At 66.6% G+C, this 16,334-nt stretch carries 10 protein-coding genes and 1 CRISPR repeat array; of the genes, 2 read left to right on the plus strand and 8 right to left on the minus strand.

Annotated features, from left to right (window positions below):
- Positions 1 to 676 precede the first annotated feature (676 nt).
- Both D4740_RS07315 and D4740_RS07320 read left to right on the plus strand, forming a co-directional pair.
- The gene (locus tag D4740_RS07315; protein ID WP_119836292.1) at positions 677 to 1,603 is read left to right on the plus strand and encodes a hypothetical protein; all 927 of its coding nucleotides are present in this window, start codon (positions 677 to 679) and stop codon (positions 1,601 to 1,603) included.
- Positions 1,604 to 1,612: 9 nt separating this feature from the next.
- Positions 1,613 to 2,122 carry a hypothetical protein gene (locus D4740_RS07320; RefSeq protein ID WP_119836293.1) on the plus strand — a complete coding sequence of 170 codons (510 nt, stop codon included), beginning with the start codon at positions 1,613 to 1,615 and terminating at the stop codon, positions 2,120 to 2,122.
- A gap of 83 nt (positions 2,123 to 2,205) precedes the next feature.
- On the opposite strand, the gene D4740_RS07325 is transcribed toward D4740_RS07320, so the two are convergent.
- The 8 genes from D4740_RS07325 to D4740_RS07360 all read right to left on the minus strand — a co-directional run bounded on the left by D4740_RS07325 (position 2,206) and on the right by D4740_RS07360 (position 16,327).
- Positions 2,206 to 3,570, minus strand: a complete 1,365-nt coding sequence (locus D4740_RS07325) for a DEAD/DEAH box helicase (protein ID WP_259390719.1) — start codon at positions 3,568 to 3,570, stop codon at positions 2,206 to 2,208.
- A 563-nt stretch (positions 3,571 to 4,133) separates the two neighbouring features.
- Positions 4,134 to 5,512: direct repeats of the CRISPR family, unit length 36 nt; unit sequence ACTGGGAATCGGTCACCCTTCCCCCTGGTAGGCTTC.
- A 49-nt stretch (positions 5,513 to 5,561) separates the two neighbouring features.
- The gene (gene cas2 / locus D4740_RS07330) at positions 5,562 to 5,882 is read right to left on the minus strand and encodes a CRISPR-associated endonuclease Cas2 (RefSeq protein WP_119836294.1); all 321 of its coding nucleotides are present in this window, start codon (positions 5,880 to 5,882) and stop codon (positions 5,562 to 5,564) included.
- The gene (gene cas1, locus D4740_RS07335; RefSeq protein WP_119836295.1) at positions 5,872 to 6,792 is read right to left on the minus strand and encodes a type II CRISPR-associated endonuclease Cas1; all 921 of its coding nucleotides are present in this window, start codon (positions 6,790 to 6,792) and stop codon (positions 5,872 to 5,874) included. The genes cas2 and cas1 overlap by 11 nt, the downstream gene beginning before the upstream one ends.
- Positions 6,793 to 6,801: 9 nt before the next feature.
- Positions 6,802 to 10,077 (minus strand): type II CRISPR RNA-guided endonuclease Cas9, encoded by a 3,276-nt coding sequence (gene cas9, locus D4740_RS07340; protein ID WP_119836296.1) that lies wholly within the window; start codon positions 10,075 to 10,077, stop codon positions 6,802 to 6,804.
- A gap of 329 nt (positions 10,078 to 10,406) precedes the next feature.
- The gene (locus tag D4740_RS12885) at positions 10,407 to 10,790 is read right to left on the minus strand and encodes a cyclophilin-like fold protein (RefSeq protein ID WP_182911365.1); all 384 of its coding nucleotides are present in this window, start codon (positions 10,788 to 10,790) and stop codon (positions 10,407 to 10,409) included.
- Between the two features lie 414 nt (positions 10,791 to 11,204).
- The gene (locus D4740_RS07350; RefSeq protein WP_119836298.1) at positions 11,205 to 13,961 is read right to left on the minus strand and encodes a DEAD/DEAH box helicase; all 2,757 of its coding nucleotides are present in this window, start codon (positions 13,959 to 13,961) and stop codon (positions 11,205 to 11,207) included.
- Positions 13,962 to 13,989: 28 nt separating this feature from the next.
- Positions 13,990 to 15,177, minus strand: a complete 1,188-nt coding sequence (locus D4740_RS07355; RefSeq protein ID WP_119836299.1) for an ABC transporter permease — start codon at positions 15,175 to 15,177, stop codon at positions 13,990 to 13,992.
- A complete protein-coding gene (locus tag D4740_RS07360) occupies positions 15,164 to 16,327 on the minus strand; it encodes an ABC transporter permease (protein ID WP_119836300.1) in 1,164 nt (387 codons plus the stop codon). Before D4740_RS07360 ends, D4740_RS07355 begins: the two co-directional genes overlap by 14 nt.
- Positions 16,328 to 16,334 lie beyond the last annotated feature (7 nt).

A 16,334-nucleotide genomic window follows, 5' to 3' on the forward strand; every position in this document is an offset into this window, starting at 1 on the left:
GGCGGAAAGAGTGAAGCATGTCGGGGCGGCTGGGCGCGGAGTATTCTGGTAGCCTCTGTTTCAGTTGAAAGAACTTTGGATCAGGATGCTGTGTGTTGTTGTTTTTGTTATCCTTGACGCTCCTGGGTCAGGTTGTGAGTACTGCGGTGGGTTATCGGGTTGTCCGTCGCCGTTGCCGAGACGCCCGCTCTCGGCGGAGGGTTGCCGCACCGTGGCTCCAGGTTGTCTATAATGTTTTGGTGGTTGGCCGAGGTCACCAGAGTGGCCGTCATTTCCGCAAATTTGACGTATTTCAGCGACTGCTGTCCCGCTACCGCTCGCGAGGCTCTGGACATCACCGGCGCGAGGCGCGCACTACCCAGTTCATGCGTTGTTGATCATCAGCGGCACGATTGATATGATATAGTTATGCGGCTCTTGTTGCCCCTTGGATGCGGAGGAGTACTGTTGTATCGTGTGGTATGTTCTGCAGACTTTTTCGGTACGCGGATAGTTCTGATTGCGAGACAACCGCCCGCAGGCTTTGCCGAATCATTTGACGCTGGGTCGGTGAGAGGTGAAGATATAAGGGAGGCATAGGATATCTGTGGTGTCACGGTTGGCTGCGCAAGGTTCGAGCCTCCCTGATTCTGTTAGTGAAATTCAATAGTTTTTGTTTTCTGATTTAGGAGTATTTATGGGTCGGCGAGTCCTCACCGCGACCGTGATGACATTCCATGAGAAATACCAGCGTAACGCAGCGACCTACGCCCCGTCGGATCTGAACGGAGACGACTTAATCGATGTGTTCCATAACTGGGCCGTTGCTATCCCTGACGAGGATCGTGCCTTCAGCAAGCAACAGACCTGGGTCAGCGTCACCTCTGCTCGCCGAGTCGCTCCTCGCGTAGAACTGCTTGACATGCGTGTTGGCTCATATGGTGAACGTGGCGAGGTACTGGATGTGAGTACAGGCGAGGTGGTCCATGAGATCACCGACGATGAGGCTCCAGTGGGCTCTATTCGTGCGCTATTGTTCGTGCCCGAAAAAGGTGAACGTGCTTATTTTTTTGCCGAAGAGTCTTCGCGAGGTTCTGCGGGTGGCCGTATCATGGGGATGTTCAAGCGATACTTTTCGAACTACTCGGACTCTGTGACCATGGATACAGCCAGAGAGGTGGAGGCGGAGGCTTGGATTGAGCTCGCAAATCTGACTGAAGTCGAGGTGCGAGTCGCGGGGAAGAGCGTTAACATAGAAGATGGGTCGATTGTTAAGGTTGGCAGGTTGTCCTATATCGCGCGACCTGAACGAGGATTGAAGTTTTTCCCTCAGAAACTGCTAGGGAAGTTGTCACGTCAGGATATTCTCAAAGAAGTGGTGTCCGTTCCTGAGTTCGATACCGACTACGAGGTTTACGTTACGATGGAACGCGATAGAAGATCGAAGAAGTTTCTTCTTGGCCAGAATTCCGGGCCTGCGATTCGCGAAGTGATGACTGAGGCGGGAGAGGCGCCGTTGTCTGACAAGATCCTCGTCGAGCGTTGTGCTGAGCGCGTGTCAGATTTGCTCCAGCGTCATGGTGGAGTTTGGGAATCGGCGTGGAGCAACCAGTCGGAGGAGTGAAGCATCCGTATGGGAAAGGCATCGTTGTGGCGGGTTCCGGTTAGTCATTTCAGCACGCTTTATGATGCGAGGACCGGCAAACCTGACTGGAGGGCCTGGGCCAGCCAGGTAGGTATTCCGTTTGCGGGTGGTGTTGTCGCGTATTTGATGAACGCAAGGCTTGTAGATGTAGGCGATGTTGTCGCTGGTGTTTCGATCGTTTCTGGCCTGTTGTTTTCCATGTCGGTATTCCTTTTTCAGTTGCGGATGACGTTCGCCCGTGATAGTCGGCTAACTGAGTTCGACTATCGGCTTGTTGATGAATGTATGGCCAATACTTTGTGGGCAATAGTTTGGGGCTTAGTTTTCACCCTGTATCTGATCGTCGCAGGTGCCGGTAATTGGATTGGCGATAGGCGCTCTGGTCCGATTTTTACCGGAATTGCGGTTGCGGCGGCACTTCATTTCCTCGCAGTCATCATGATGTGCATAAAACGTTTGCGGCGCGCCTATGAGCGTATTGCTATGCGCAACTTGTAATCGTCGTCCGTTGAGGGTGGGAGGGATATGCCTGGTGAGGTCGCTAGTATGCGGAGACTTTAGAGTTGCTCTTATTTACGTTCTCAGCCCATTCGATTTATTTGCGACGCGAATAATTGGGGTAGTTTTGAGTCTGCTAGTATCCTTAGGTTGTCCGCCCGAGGCCGCCGCGCCAAGCGCTCGTCAATCGTCTGAATCAGCGCCGCTGGGGAGGACAGGAAGGCCTTCGCCAACGTCCAGGAAAACAGCGCATTGCCGCCGTTACCCGCAGTACCCCCGCCGGGAGCGCTCGGGGCGGCTGCGCCGTCGGGCCGGTGCAGCCAGGAGCGGGACAGCTCTCCGGCCACCGTGTCCTCCGCCGGGGAGGGCGCCACCAGCCGGTTGACCGGGGTCAGTCGCTCCTTCCAACGGTCGCCCACGACGTCGCGCACCTCCTCGGAGTGGCGGTGACGGCGGATCACCAGCCGACGCACAGCCTCGCGATCCAGCGAGCCGTCCGCGCGGACCGCCGTCGGCTCCAGCAGGCGAATCAGCTCCGCGAAGGACTTCGGATCGCCATTGTGAGGCGTGGCCGAGGCCAGGATCAGGGCGTTCGTCTGGCGGGCCAGGATGTCTGCCAGACGATTGTTGAGCGTGCCCTTGTTGGTGACATTGTGCGACTCGTCAATGACCACGGCGTCCCAGCGCTGCCTGCGCAGATGATTGAGGTAGCGGTCGGACTTGAGCGTGTCGATGGAGATGATCGCCCGGTGGTAGACGGAGAAGGGGTTGCGGGTGGCCGGGATGGTGCGCCGCACCCGCTGAATACCCACCGAGTCCAGGCGCACAAAGGGAAGGGCGAAGCGCGACCACATCTCATGCTGCATCTGCTCCAGCACGTGCCGGGGCGTGACGACCAGAATCCGGTCCCCGCGTCCCCGGCGCACCAGCTCCGCCAGGATCATGCCGATCTCCAGGGTCTTGCCCAGACCCACGGTGTCCGCCAGCAAGATGCGCGGGCGCAGGTTGGCCGGGTCCAGCGCCTGCCGGACGGCCGTGAGCTGGTAGGGGAGCGGGTCGGCCAGCATGTCGCCCACCACCGCCATCTCCGTGGAGCCGGCCGGCAACGCCGTCTTGCGCAGCGTCGCCTCCAGCCACAGGCGCGAAAGGCGATGCCGGGTGGAGGTGTCCGCGACCACGCGGGTGCGGCGCGGGTCCACGGGCTCGATGTGGTCGATCCCAGCGGAGAACTGGGCGGTGGTGTCGCGTACCAGCTCGGAGAGTCCCTGCACCGTGACCAGGGTGCCGTCGGAGTTGGCGGAGACCTGGGTGACCAGCCAGTCCTCGTCGCGTACCCGTACCACCGAGCCCGGGGCGACGTCCAGGGAGGGCGGGGGAGTAGGAGTGGGCGTGGTGTCAGGGGATGCGGAGGGTGGGCCAGTGGGCACGCAGGGAACGGCTGTGGTCACGGGCACGATCCTAAGGAACAGGTACGGTATCGCGGGACTGGGCAAGAAGCGGGTCGTTGAGTTGTGATCTGGAGAGGGTGGTATCGCGGGGCTACGCTGACCGGCGCGGATAGGGGCTGACCGGCGCGGATAGGGGCAGAGGGGAAAGGAGAGGACCATGCCTGCTTGAGAACCCGGTGCTGCGGATCCGCGGATAGGGGCAGAGGGGAAAGGAGAGGACCATGAGGGGAGGAACATAGCGAACGAGTGAGGCGGCCTCCCTGCGAGACAGGTGCCCGTGACGGGGGTCCTCGGACAGCAGAGAAGAGCGGCCTCCGCGATCCGCTTTGTTTCGCCAGATTCCAAAGGCGTGCGGCCGATAGGTGTAAGGAAGTGGCCGTCTCGTCGGGTCCACGATGTGCGCTGAAGGGTGCCTTGCACATCGTGGAGCCGACGTCTGGTTGTGGCCCGCTGCGTCACACCTGCTCGTTGCGCGTGATTTCGCGCAAGTCTGGCACTTCTCCTGGCGTTGCGTGGAATGAGGCCGGTTGAAGATGTGCAGCAGGGGTATTGAGGGCGGAAGGGCTGGGAATCGGTCACCCTTCCCCCTGGTAGGCTTCCCGGACGGTCGCAGGGCGGGTTCGACTCACTGGGAATCGGTCACCCTTCCCCCTGGTAGGCTTCGTGGTCGGCTCCTACACCTCCGAGGCGGACTGGGAATCGGTCACCCTTCCCCTGGTAGGCTTCCATAGGTCAGCCAGCGTCCTCCTCGTCAACTGGGAATCGGTCACCCTTCCCCCTGGTAGGCTTCTGAGCAGGCAACGGCCTCGCAGGCGACCACTGGGAATCGGTCACCCTTCCCCCTGGTAGGCTTCCTCCCGTCGAGGTGGTGGACCACCAGGTACTGGGAATCGGGCACCCTTCCCCCTGGTAGGCTTCGCTTATATGCGTCTGCGTGGTGGTCATAACTGGGAATCGGTCACCCTTCCCCCTGGTAGGCTTCCTGGCCCCTGTCGCCGGGCAGGTCACGGACTGGGAATCGGTCACCCTTCCCCCTGGTAGGCTTCGGAGCCGAGGCCGACCACGTGGACCACGACTGGGAATCGGTCACCCTTCCCCCTGGTAGGCTTCACCCCCGCCGACACCGATGACCCCCTGGACTGGGAATCGGTCACCCTTCCCCCTGGTAGGCTTCTGGCCGTGGACTCCCACTGGGCGTGTGTACTGGGAATCGGTCACCCTTCCCCCTGGTAGGCTTCGGCAGGCACTCATGCCTACGGCCCCCACACTGGGAATCGGTCACCCTTCCCCCTGGTAGGCTTCGCTGTGGCGGGGTGCCTGTCGTGCCCGTATTGGGAATCGGTCACCCTTCCCCCTGGTAGGCTTCCAAGCCAGGACACGAAACCAGAAAGGAAACTGGGAATCGGTCACCCTTCCCCCTGGTAGGCTTCTCCACCAGGACGACCTGCTCCCCGGTGGACTGGGAATCGGTCACCCTTCCCCCTGGTAGGCTTCCTCCTGTGCATCCGCACTATCGACACCAACTGGGAATCGGTCACCCTTCCCCCTGGTAGGCTTCAACGGGGAGTCCCCCAGGCGCGGCAGCCACTGGGAATCGGTCACCCTTCCCCCTGGTAGGCTTCACGGCCGCGCACCACCGCAGCCCCGCAGACTGGGAATCGGTCACCCTTCCCCCTGGTAGGCTTCCCGTGGTCCGGCCCCGCATGCCCGCTGGACTGGGAATCGGTCACCCTTCCCCCTGGTAGGCTTCCCGCACCCCAGCAGCCACGCCCTCGACGACTGGGAATCGGTCACCCTTCCCCCTGGTAGGCTTCGACGCCGGAGTCAGGGAGCAGGTCCTGGACTGGGAATCGGTCACCCTTCCCCCTGGTAGGCTTCCCCACACCACTAGCCCCGCCGCCGCGACACTGGGAATCGGTCACCCTTCCCCCTGGTAGGCTTCGTCATAGCCTGCTAGGGGGAAGATTCCAATGAAAGGTCGAGGTTCGACGTCAAAAGATCGTGAGCTGCTGGGGCTCCTTCTCGACCTTGACGGGTGCCTCGTTCTGGAAGCAGAGCGTCCGTGCCCACTCGCGGTCGGTGACGTAGAGGATACGGACCTCCCCGCCCGCGGGCAGGTTGGCCTTGATGGCGTTCACCCTACGGTTCTCGCCTGCCACGGTTGGGGAGTAGCGCACGTACACCGAGTACTGCGCCCGCCAGTAGCCCTCGTCAAGCAGAAGATTGCGGAAGCGTGTGGCCTCACGGCGCTGCTTCTTGGTGCCCACCGGCAGGTCGAACATGACAACGCACCACATCGGGTCATCTGCCATCGTCACGATCCCGGTGAGGGCCTGTCCACTGCGGCACGTCCAGCCGCTTACGGTCTCCTTCCACGTACTGCCCCAGGTGCTGTGCCAGGCGCTCGAGGACTGTGGGCAGGGTGTCGCCGCCTGCGTTGAAGGGCTGGAGCACTGCCTGTACAAGCCGTTGCTTGACTGAGCGGTCCGCCAGCGATCCTTCAGCCGGGAGGGTCAGGACCGTGGCGTCGACAGCCGGGCGGAAGGGCTCGATAAGGTCGTCGACAAGGTTGAAGTAGTTTGACCTGCCCCGGTGGAAGAGACCGAGCGTGGGGTTGAGCCCCGCACCCACGACAGCCCGGACCCCGTGAGCCCTCAGGACCCCGTAACCGTAATTGAGATAGGTGTTCCAGGGGTCCTCGGACTCTGGCAGTCGTAGAAAGGACTGGTCCGGGCCGAACAGGCGGGCCCAGTACAGTCGTGCCGCCTGGCCCTCCACGTTTTCCGGGTCCCCGGAGTGCACCGACTTCGCCAGGTTTCGCAGGCGCAGGGCGGTGGACTTATCCACCGTAGACAGGACGTGCGCCTGGCCGAGGACCTTGGCTCGCACGAGCCTCCCCCACGCGTTCTTCTGCCGGGGAAGTGAGAGCTCTGCCTGCGCCCGCTGCCTGGCCCCGACGCGCGTATGCGCGCGCCAGGGGTAGGCAGCCCCCTCGGGGACACCACGCCAGTCGCAGAACATGACGACGACGTCGGCGTCCAGCAGCCGGTGCATGACTGCGGTGGAGATCGCGACCCTGGTACCTAGGAGGACCACGGCCACATCGGCGACCGGGACTGACTGGAAAGCTCCCTCCTCCGGGCGAATCTCAATGGCTCCGCGCGCGGAGCGGATCGAACCAGTAAGTGACGAGCAGTCGAGGATGCGCCAGGCGGTGTCCACGGAGGCCGCCTACTCGATGCGCCACGACACCGGCAGCCCCGCTGTGCTCGCTGTGCGGGGGCGCCCCAGGGTGTCACGGCGGACCACTCGTGGGTGCGACGCGCCCAGCGCGTTGACAGCGATGACCCAGCCTGGGGTACCGAGCGTCTTGTGCACGGCATCGGGGGCGTCGTCGGGGAGCCCCTCAGCGGCTATCTGGGAGGGGCGCAGTCTCAGTCGTGTCTCGCTGTAGAACCCGTGGACTCGCCACCGGCGGGTGTCTGGGTACTCCACAAGGAAATCTCCGATCTTTCCCTTGCTGCTGAAGCCGGACATGGGGACCTCGAGCTCGTCGCCAACAACGACCCACCCCAGGTAGGTGGCCGTATGGTTCCTCAGCGCTGCCCGGAGCTTGGGCTCGGCGCAGCGCATGGAGATCGACTGGGGCAGGACCTCCACGGCAAAGAGGTTCTCAGTGCGGTGCCGCTGGAGGTCGTAGGAGAAGACCCGCAGCATGGCGTAGGCGGGCTTCCTTCCCTCAATGCGGTAGATGCGGGCGTGGTGGATCGTTGAGCTGATCTCTGCGTACCCGCCGCGCACCGGGATGGCCGCAAAGGGCTTCTCGGTGGGGCTGCCTGACTTCTTGTTCTTGGTGAAGACCGTGACCTGCTCCTCAGCCCTGACAGGTGTGCCGTGGACCCGTATCACCCGTTGCGGATCGGCCGGGAGCCCCTTCTTCTGGTCATAGTCGGGCTGGCGCGTCAGCGCACACCACAGCGCCTCCGAGGAGGCCCGGTCAACCTGCGCCGCAGTGAGGCCGTCCCCCAGGCGGACCCGGCCGAGCGAGCGAATGGTGTCGTCGTGGGCCGCGCCGTCCCCCAGGCGCAGACGTATATTCTCCGTCACATAGATCGTGTCCTCCGCCAGTGCCGCGTTCAGCAGCTCGACGAGCCGGAGCATTGAGTTCTTCCACTGCTCGAACTTCTCCCTGGCTTCTGGGCTCAGCCATGCATTGTCCCGCCAGGTCTGATTCTCCCTCCTATAGAGCTGCTCCCAGCGCAGGCTGGAGCGCTCGGCCAGGGTCTTGGCGATCCCCGGGCGCATGAGGGCGACGACAGCCGCGTCCACAGCGTGGTGCCTGCGGTCCAGGCGGTCCTTTCTCCCCTTCTCCCCAAGGAGGTTGACGCGCGAGTCGATGCCAGCGGCACGCCGCGCCGCCGCAGTCGCGCTGCCCCGGTACACGGCGACCTGGGTGCGAGGCTCGGGGAACGCGGCAGCAATCCGGTGCCGCAGCTCATTGGCCATCCAGGCCACGGACTCCATGCTCCGCTCGTCGATCGGCGGGTCCTCCCGGGTGCGGCGCAGGCGTGTGATGACATCTTTCTTCAGGCGGCTCAGCTCTGTGCGGTCCATTGATTCCGGTTGGTTCCTCCACGCCCTGACACGCTTGACGGCGGCCTCTACGCTCACCCCAGGCCTGTCGCAGGACGCGGCCCACTCTGAGAAGATCTTCTTTGACTTCTGCTGGTTGCAGGGTCCGCACACGGCAACGAGGTTCTCACGGTGGTTGTTGGATCCTGTGCCCGCCTGAGGGACAATATGGTCGAGCTCCGCATCGTCGTACCCGATGGGGTTCCCGCAGTACAGGCACTTGCTGTCCTGCAGCGTGATCGCCTCGTACCGGATGACGTCTGACCTGCGCACCTCACCCCCGCGTCCCAGCGCCTCATGAATCTGGGCGATCGTCCTCTGGTTCTGCTCAAAGCGCCGTTTATTCTCCAGGTCGATCTCGCGCGCCATGCGCTCGCTCACGAAGCCGTCACGCACGTGCTCCACCTGGATACGTTCCGGGACGCCGTACACGTCCTTGACCGCGTTGAGGAAGCGTGCGACGACCTTGACCGTGCGGTCCACCGCCGGGTTCCCCACCGGGGTGCCAATTGGCTCGGCTGGCGGGACCCACTCGTCGTCAACACCGAAGACGGCCTTGCGCGCCTCGTGCAGGTCATCGGTCGTGGTGAGCATGTGCTCGTTGAGCCGTGTGAGCGAGTCGCGGGAGTAGGCGGCCCGGCCGACCGGGAGGTGGACCTTGTCCAGCGCCCCTTGCTCCTTCTCTGACAACGAGGATAGGAACTCGGCGCACTCCGAGTCCTCGGTCGCCTCGTAGAGCTGGTGGACCATCGCGCTGCGGCGCTCGGTGTCAGCCTCAGCCCACCAGGACTGCAGTGCCTTGATCGGGCACTTGCGCACGACCCGGTCGGTGGCGTCGATCGGGGGCCGGGCGGCAGAGCGCTCGCCGTCGGCAGTGAGCCGGGCGGTGCCGTGCAGGTCCTGGCGGGCGATGCCAAGCAGGTCGGAGACGTCGTCCCAGCCAGGATCGTCTGTGGATGACCCGAGCAGGAAGCTAACGACACGACGGCGCTCGTCCGCGCTCAGGGGCCGGGCCTCACCGTTGTCGTGGATTCTGAGGTTGGCCGTGATGGAGATAATCCGGTACCGCTGGAACTCGGGGTCACACTTCGGCGCGCGTGGCAGCGCCTCCTGGCCCGGTAGAGGATCGCGGCCGACCCGGCCGACGGCCGAACCACGTGGGGACTCCGCTGCGAAGACAGCCAGGATGATGGCCCGACAGTCCTCGTCGCTGACGCCCTGCACCGCGCAGATCCGGCGGATCTCATTGGCGTTATCGCTCTGGTGGATCTTTCCGAGCAGCCCTGTCTGTCCCCGCATGGGAAGGCGCCTTGTCAGCGCGACCTGCTGCATGATCTGGCCGGGAGTCAGCCCGTCCTCCAGGATCTCGCCTGTGCGCTCGGTAATCCGGTTCCGCACCGCCTCCATGAAGGAGGAGTCCGGCGCGGGCTCAAGCAGCGACTCCGCCTTGGTGTAAGGGTTGCGCCACCCGCGGTGACGGGCGATGTGACGCACCGCCATGGCGATGGCAGGGCGACGCGCCTCCTCGGGAAGGGGGTGATCGGCAAGCTCGGCGCGTACCCGCCAGATAAGGTAAGGGTCCTTGTCGTCCCCGTAGTCTGGGACCGGGTAGCCAAGGCGTTGCAGGGTGTCGTCGAGGTTCTTCAGACGCCGACGCCGCCTGCGTATGAGCCGTCTGGTGCGCCGGGCCGCACCGGAGGTGTTGCGGCGGGTCAACGCGTTCTTGGCCCCGTCCTTGTCCAGGCCTGAGTCGTGGATGTGGGACAGGGCGGACAGGACCCGGGTGGGAACACCGTTCCCGTCGACCTCGATAGCGGCCAGGCCGACCGAGTGCGAGCCGACGTCGATCCCCACGTTGATGTGCCTCGTTGCCATGGGGAGTTCCTATCACGTCCCCGTAAGTTCTCGCAGGGAAACCGTGTGAGAATATGAAAGCTGCCCGACCCCGGAGGGGCCGGGCAGCGGGACCGGCAAGCCGGTGGAGCCTTCGTCCGCACAAGCACGGTGCGGCTTACTGGGAATCAGTCGTGTGCACTCTATCGCCAGGCGTCCTGGTGCGCAAGGTCCCGACAAGCGGCACATCATGGATGCACGCCACGGAAAGGACCTCAGATCCTGCCTGCCCAGGCTGAATGCCCTCGGTGCTGGCAGGGCGTCTCCGCCCCGTCTGCCAGGCGGATAGCGGCAAGCCTGAGCCGAGGCCTTCACCGCCCCCGGGCCCGCCTAATAACCGCCTCAACCGGTCCCGTCATGCTCCTGAGCGTGCTGGCGGTCCTGGTGGTGTCTCCACTGATGCGCCCGATGACGTACAGGCCCGGCCAGTGCCCCACTGAGGAGTAGGCCAGGACGAGTACCTTGTTGGGTGTGTACCAGGCGATGTCGCCAGCCTGGGGCGCAGCGGCTGACATCCCGGTCACGTCCAGTGCCTCGGGCAGGGCGGCCAGGATCTCCTGCCCGGCGTAGTCGGAGAAGGACACTGTGACGGGCAGCTGGCGCAGCAGGGAGCGGCTGGCTGGGGAGTCGTCCAGGGTGGCTGCGAGGAGGGAGCTGCCCAGGGTGATGGTAATGGGGTGTGTTGTGGTGCTCATGGGTTCTCCTGTCTGGGAGAGGGCGGAGCGTGGTGCCCTGTTCGGCGCTGTGCCGGGTCCGCTTGTGCCGCAGCGCCGGGCGGTTCCCCTGATCGGGTGCTCGAGCATGACTCTAGACCGGGCTGCTAGCGGCTGGGAGGCCCGCACAGGCCTCCCCTGGGGCCGCTTGCCCCGCTTGCCGTGGACCCGTCTCCTGCCGTGCCCCGGCCCTGCCCGCAGGAGCTGGTTCCAGGTTCTCATGCCCGGCTTACCGTATTCGCCGCCCGGTATTCGCGGCCCGGTATTCGCAGCCCGCCGTCGTTGTCTGACGGGACGTGGCCTGCTGGGCTGCGCCCCTCCTTCTCCTCAGCTGAGGCCTGCTCCTTCTCGGGAGCAGGCCGTAGTGCGACAGAGGCGAGGGCCACTACCGTGCTGCTACCGTGCTGCATGGTCCTTTGCTGCATCGCCTTCGGGGGGCGCGGCCTGCACCAGCAGCCTCAGCAGGGCGGCGGCCCCTTGCTTGTCCAGGGGCTCGTTGTTGTTGCCGCACTTGGGGGACTGGACGCAGCTGGGGCAGCCGTTGGTGCACCCGCACTGCTCGATGACGCCCAGGGTCGCGGCCAGCCACTGCCGTCCGGCTCGATACCCGCGCTCGGCGAACCCGGCCCCTCCGGCGTGGCCGTCGTGGACGAAGACGGTGGGCTGCGCCGTCTGGGGGTGCAGCGCCGTGGACAGCCCGCCGATGTCCCAGCGGTCACAGGTCGCCACCAGAGGCAGGATCCCGATGGCAGCGTGCTCGGCGGCGTGCAGCGCCCCGGGCAGCACGTCGTCTCCCAGCCCCGCGCTCTCGCAGAGCTCTCGGGGCAGCGTCCACCAGGTGGCGGCGGTGGGCAGCACGCGCTCGGGCATGTCCAGCGGGTGCTGGGAGACCACCTCCATGCCGGGTAGCGCCAGCCTGCTGTAGCCGGTCACCTGGCTGGTGACCTCCACCGAGCCGAAGGACCAGGCGACGGCGGGCGCCTCCGACTCCTTGCGTCCACCCGGCAGCCCGTCCTCCGGCTGCCCGCCATCCTGCGGCACCACCCACTCCTGGCGCTCACGCTCGGCCAGGATGCGCACGCTGGTGCGCGAGCGGGCCCGGGTACGGTAGCCGACCGCCGCCTGCTGGCGTACGAAGGCCGCCTCCTCGGTGAGCTCCTCCACCACGTACACCGTCCCCTGGTGCACGTAGACGGCCCCCTCGTGCACGGTGGAGTCCGCCGCCGCGCCGTCCACGGTGCCGACGACCGTCCCCGTGCCCGTCTCCACCACGGGGACGGCTGGCGGGCCGTCCCCGCGCAGGGAGGTGAGGTCCTGCGGCCGTCCGGGCAGGGTCACGTTCCAGAACCACCCGGTGGGGCGCCGCCGCAGGGCGCCGCGCTCCTCCAGCTCGACCAGCAGGGATTCGTCAGCCAGGCCGAACAGGGCCAGGTCCTCCTGCCTCAGTGGGGACTCCGAGGCCGCCGCGCACAGGTGCGGGGCCAGCACGTAGGGGTTGGCCGGGTCGAAGACGGTGGCCTCCGGGGAGGCGAAGACCGCCTCAGGGTGGTGGACCAGGTAGGCGTCCAGGGGGTTGTCGGAGGCGATGAGGACAGCCAGGCCGCGCCCGCCGGCCCGCCCGGCCCGGCCCGCCTGCTGGCTCAGCGACGTGCGGGTACCCGGCCACCCGGCGATGACCACCGCGTCCAGGTCGGTGACGTCGATCCCCAGCTCCAGGGCGCTGGTGGTGGCCAGGGCGCGCAGACGCCCGCGGCGCAGGTCCGTCTCCAGGGCGCGGCGCTCCTCCGGCAGGTAGCCGCCACGGTAGGCGGCCACTGTGCCCGCCAGCTCAGGCAGGGACAGCCCCAGAGTGTGACGGGTGCGCTCGGCCACGATCTCCGCGCTGCGGCGGGAGCGGACAAAGACCAGCACCCGGGCCCCCACGCTGAGCAGGTCCACTGTCAGCTCGGAGGCCTCCACCAGCGCCGAGCGCCGGGCTGTCGTGTCCTCGGGATCGGTAAGGGCCGCCGGGTCGCTGAGGCCAGCCGGGCCGCCGGGGCCGGAAAGACCGGAGAGGTCAGTGAGGGCTGCCGGGCCGCCTGGATCGGCTGGGGCAGCCACCACCCACGGGTCACGCAGGGCAGGCTGCCACAGGGCCAGGCTGCGCTGCCCTGCCGGGGCGCCGTCCTTGCTGACCGTGACGACCTCGCTCGGCTCCGTCCCGATGAGCCGGGCGGCGGTCAGGGCGGGCTCGGCGGCGGTCGCCGAGGCGCACAGGACCACCGGCTGGGGGCCGTCGGGCCGCAGCCGACGCACCAGGCGCAGGAGCCGCCGCAGCACCAGCGCCACGTGCGCCCCCAGCACGCCCCGGTAGGCATGGCACTCGTCGACGACGACGTAGCGCAGGCCCCGTAGCAGGCGGGTCCAGCGCTCGTGGCCGGGTAGGAGGGAGAAGTGGAGGAAGTCCGGGTTAGTCAGCACGACGTCGGCGTGGGCGCGTACCCAGTCCCGCTCGGCCATCGGCGTGTCCCCGTCGCAGGTGCCGGTGCGCACCGTGCGCAGCCCGACGGCGGGACCGGTACTCCCGGCACCAGCGGGTCGGCTGTGCTCGTGGTCGCGCTCGTGGCTGTGCTTGGGGAGGGGCTCCTGGCGGCGCTTGTGGCAGCACTCCTGACAGTGCTCCGCCTGGACGGCCTCCAGCGCGGCGACCAGGCGCTCCAGGCCCGCAGCCTGGTCGGCAGCCAGGGCCTTGGTGGGGGCCAGGTACATGACGGCGGGCCGCTGCCGCAGGGCAGAGACCCTCTCTCGCCCCTTCTCCCGGACGTTCTCACGGCCTCCCCCACGCGGTTGGCTGCCGTCCGGGGCCGGGTGCTCCGCCTGTGCCGTCAGGACGTCGCTGAGGGCGGGCAGCCAGGCGGCCAGGGACTTGCCGGAGCCGGTGCCCGTGGCCAGGACCGTGTGGTGCCCGGCGTGCAGCGCCTCAGCGGCCTCCACCTGGTGGGTCCAGGGGCGGGTGATGCCGGTGCGGTGGTAGGCGGCCACCAGGTCGGTGTCGGCCCAGGCGGGCCAGTCGGCCTGGCGCCCAGGGCGAGCCGGGACGTGCTCCAGGTGCACCAGGCGCCCGTCGCCCGCACCGATCGACTCCAACAGCTCGGTGAGGTCACGCGTGGTCATGCGCCCAAGTGTGCCCTCACCGCAAGGGCTACAGGGAGGACCTGGCCCGGGGCCGCCCCACGGCGACCCCGGCGCTGAAGACGGCCAGGGCGAACAGGGCGCACACCGCGCACTGGCTCACCATCGTCGTGATGGTGTCGCTGTTGAGCGAGGGCGCGGTAGACGCCGTCTGAATCACCTGGTCCACCCAGTAGCTGGGCGTGATCCTGGTCAGTGGCGCCAGCGCGTCAGGCATGTACTCCAGCGGCATCCACGCCCCCGACAGGAACGTGAGCACCATACCGAGGATGTTCGCCACGGCGTTGGCCACGTTGCGGCCCGCCCCCAGCTGGCCCAGGAGGAACCCGACCGCAACGGAGAAGAGCATGTAGGAGAACAGCGCCAGGCCCACCAGTCCCAGGGGCAGCGCCGAGTCTGCCGCGTCCGCGCCGGTGAAGGCCACCGTGCCCAGGCCGAGGACCCACAGCCACCCCACGGTGCCAACCATGAGGCAGGTCGCCATGACGCCAAGGCTGCGCACGACCCCGCTGGTCGGGGCGGAGGCCAGGCGCGAGCGCACCGGCCGGCGGCTCAGCGCCAGCATGAGCGTGGAGACGGACACCAGGCCGAAGGCGAACAGCGGGTAGAGGGAGAACTCGGCGAAGACCCTGAAGCGTTCCGGCAGGGACGGGGAGGCCACGCTGATCACCTCGGCCCGTACGGACTGGTCCACTGCCTCGCGCGCCAGCGTGACCGCCTCCTGGGCGGTGGCCCCCGACAGCGACAGGTGGTCGTAGACCTGGTCCAGGAAGGCGCTGGAGCGCACGTCCACGCGCGAGCCCGTTGCGGACTGGTAGCTGACCACGGTGTCCAGCACCGGGGGGTCCTGTCCCTCCTGGGCTGCGGCGACGAGCTCCTCTCCGTATCCCTCGGGGATGATGAGGACGTACTGGACCCGGTCCTGGGCGGCGGCGTCCTGGAGCGCCCTCCTGGTGTCCTCTAGGGAGACGGTGTCCCCCTGGGACTCCACGTAGCTGGTGAGCCCCTGGGAGATGGTGGAGCCGTCCCGGTCGATGACGGCGACGGCGGGATCCTCCTCGACGACCTGACCGTCCTCCTGCGAGCTGGAGGCGACTGCGGCAGTGAGCAGGCCCAGCATGCTCAGCAGGACCAGGTAGACCAGGACGTACAGTCGGTGCGCGGCGACGATACGCAGTGACGTCCTAAAGATGCTCATGGCTCAGCCTCCTCATGCGCACCAGCGCGACGGCCAGGAACAGGAGGGTCATACCCCCCATAACGGCACAGCAGCGGGCGAAGGGCTCAAGGCTGTCGTAGTAGAGCAGCGCAAAGAAGCTGTGCGCAATCTGCCACAGGGGGTTGGCCTGGGCAAGCAGGGGGGCGGACTGCTCCACGGTGTCGGCCAGCTGCTGCGCGCCGGGACCGTACAGCCCGGTGAGCAGCGACAGCAGGGCCACGATACCGGAGACGATCCCCAGGCTCATGCTACGCACCGTGCCCAGGGCGGCCCCGGCGGCGCAGGTCATGAGGCTGGCCACGGCGATGGCCACGTGGCACAGCCAGATGCTCGGCCCGAAGCTGATGTCGGCCACCGCCCGGATGACGTAGAAGGCGATAAGCAGGCAGGCGACGATGCACACCCACGAGCCGGCCAGCGTCCCCAGCACCACCCTCCACCGGGCGCTCCCCGCCAGGCTGCGGCGGGCACCCAGCGGTGAGGACGTTGCCACGACCCCCTGGGCGGCGATGACGGAGACAGCCGCCCCCGTGCCGCAGGCGAAGGCGAGCAGGGCGTAGTAGAAGCGCACCTGCGGGTCCGCGGGCTCCTGGGTGACCTGGACCTCCTGGGTGTGGGTCCGCGACACCTGGGTGGCCGCCATCTGCTCGGGGCCGAGCCCCTGGGCGGTGAGCGCGGCGTACTCGGCCCTGGTGCTCAGGTAGGACTCCAGGACAGCCCGCAGCACGGGGACTGTCGCCTCGTCGCTGCTGGCGGGAGAGACGTGGAGGACCGGCTCGCCGTCCTCCACGGCCAGGTAGCCGATCGTCTCCCCCTCTAGGGCCGCGTCCTCCGCCTCAGCGGGGGAGGACACGGGGTGGGTGTTGACCAGGTGCATCTCCCCGTCCTGGGAGGAGACGGCAGTGACCACCTCCTCCAGCCCCTCCGCGTCGCGGTAGGGCTCATCCAGGACCACCCCCAGCTCGACGGGGTCGGCCTGGTAGAGCTCGTCCATGCCGGAGAACATGCTGGAGAAGATGAGTGACAGGATGACAGGCAGCCCCAGCGTCCACAGCAGCAGCACCCTGTCGCGGACCAGGCGCAGCGCCTGGTAGGCGCCGATCGTCACGACCTCTGACACCGCTGACATCACCACA

The organism is Actinomyces sp. 2119 (genome assembly GCF_003591215.1).
GTDB lineage: Bacteria > Actinomycetota > Actinomycetes > Actinomycetales > Actinomycetaceae > Actinomyces > Actinomyces lilanjuaniae.

Bases quoted from the DNA above. Each gene is read 5' to 3' on its own strand.
- D4740_RS07315 (WP_119836292.1), top strand. From the start codon at position 677: ATGGGTCGGCGAGTCCTCACCGCGACCGTGATGACATTCCATGAGAAA.
- D4740_RS07320 (WP_119836293.1), top strand. From the start codon at position 1,613: ATGGGAAAGGCATCGTTGTGGCGGGTTCCGGTTAGTCATTTCAGCACG.
- cas2 (WP_119836294.1), bottom strand. From the start codon at position 5,882: ATGGCAGATGACCCGATGTGGTGCGTTGTCATGTTCGACCTGCCGGTG.
- cas9 (WP_119836296.1), bottom strand. From the start codon at position 10,077: ATGGCAACGAGGCACATCAACGTGGGGATCGACGTCGGCTCGCACTCG.
- D4740_RS12885 (WP_182911365.1), bottom strand. From the start codon at position 10,790: ATGAGCACCACAACACACCCCATTACCATCACCCTGGGCAGCTCCCTC.
- D4740_RS07350 (WP_119836298.1), bottom strand. From the start codon at position 13,961: ATGACCACGCGTGACCTCACCGAGCTGTTGGAGTCGATCGGTGCGGGC.
- D4740_RS07355 (WP_119836299.1), bottom strand. From the start codon at position 15,177: ATGAGCATCTTTAGGACGTCACTGCGTATCGTCGCCGCGCACCGACTG.
- D4740_RS07360 (WP_119836300.1), bottom strand. From the start codon at position 16,327: ATGTCAGCGGTGTCAGAGGTCGTGACGATCGGCGCCTACCAGGCGCTG.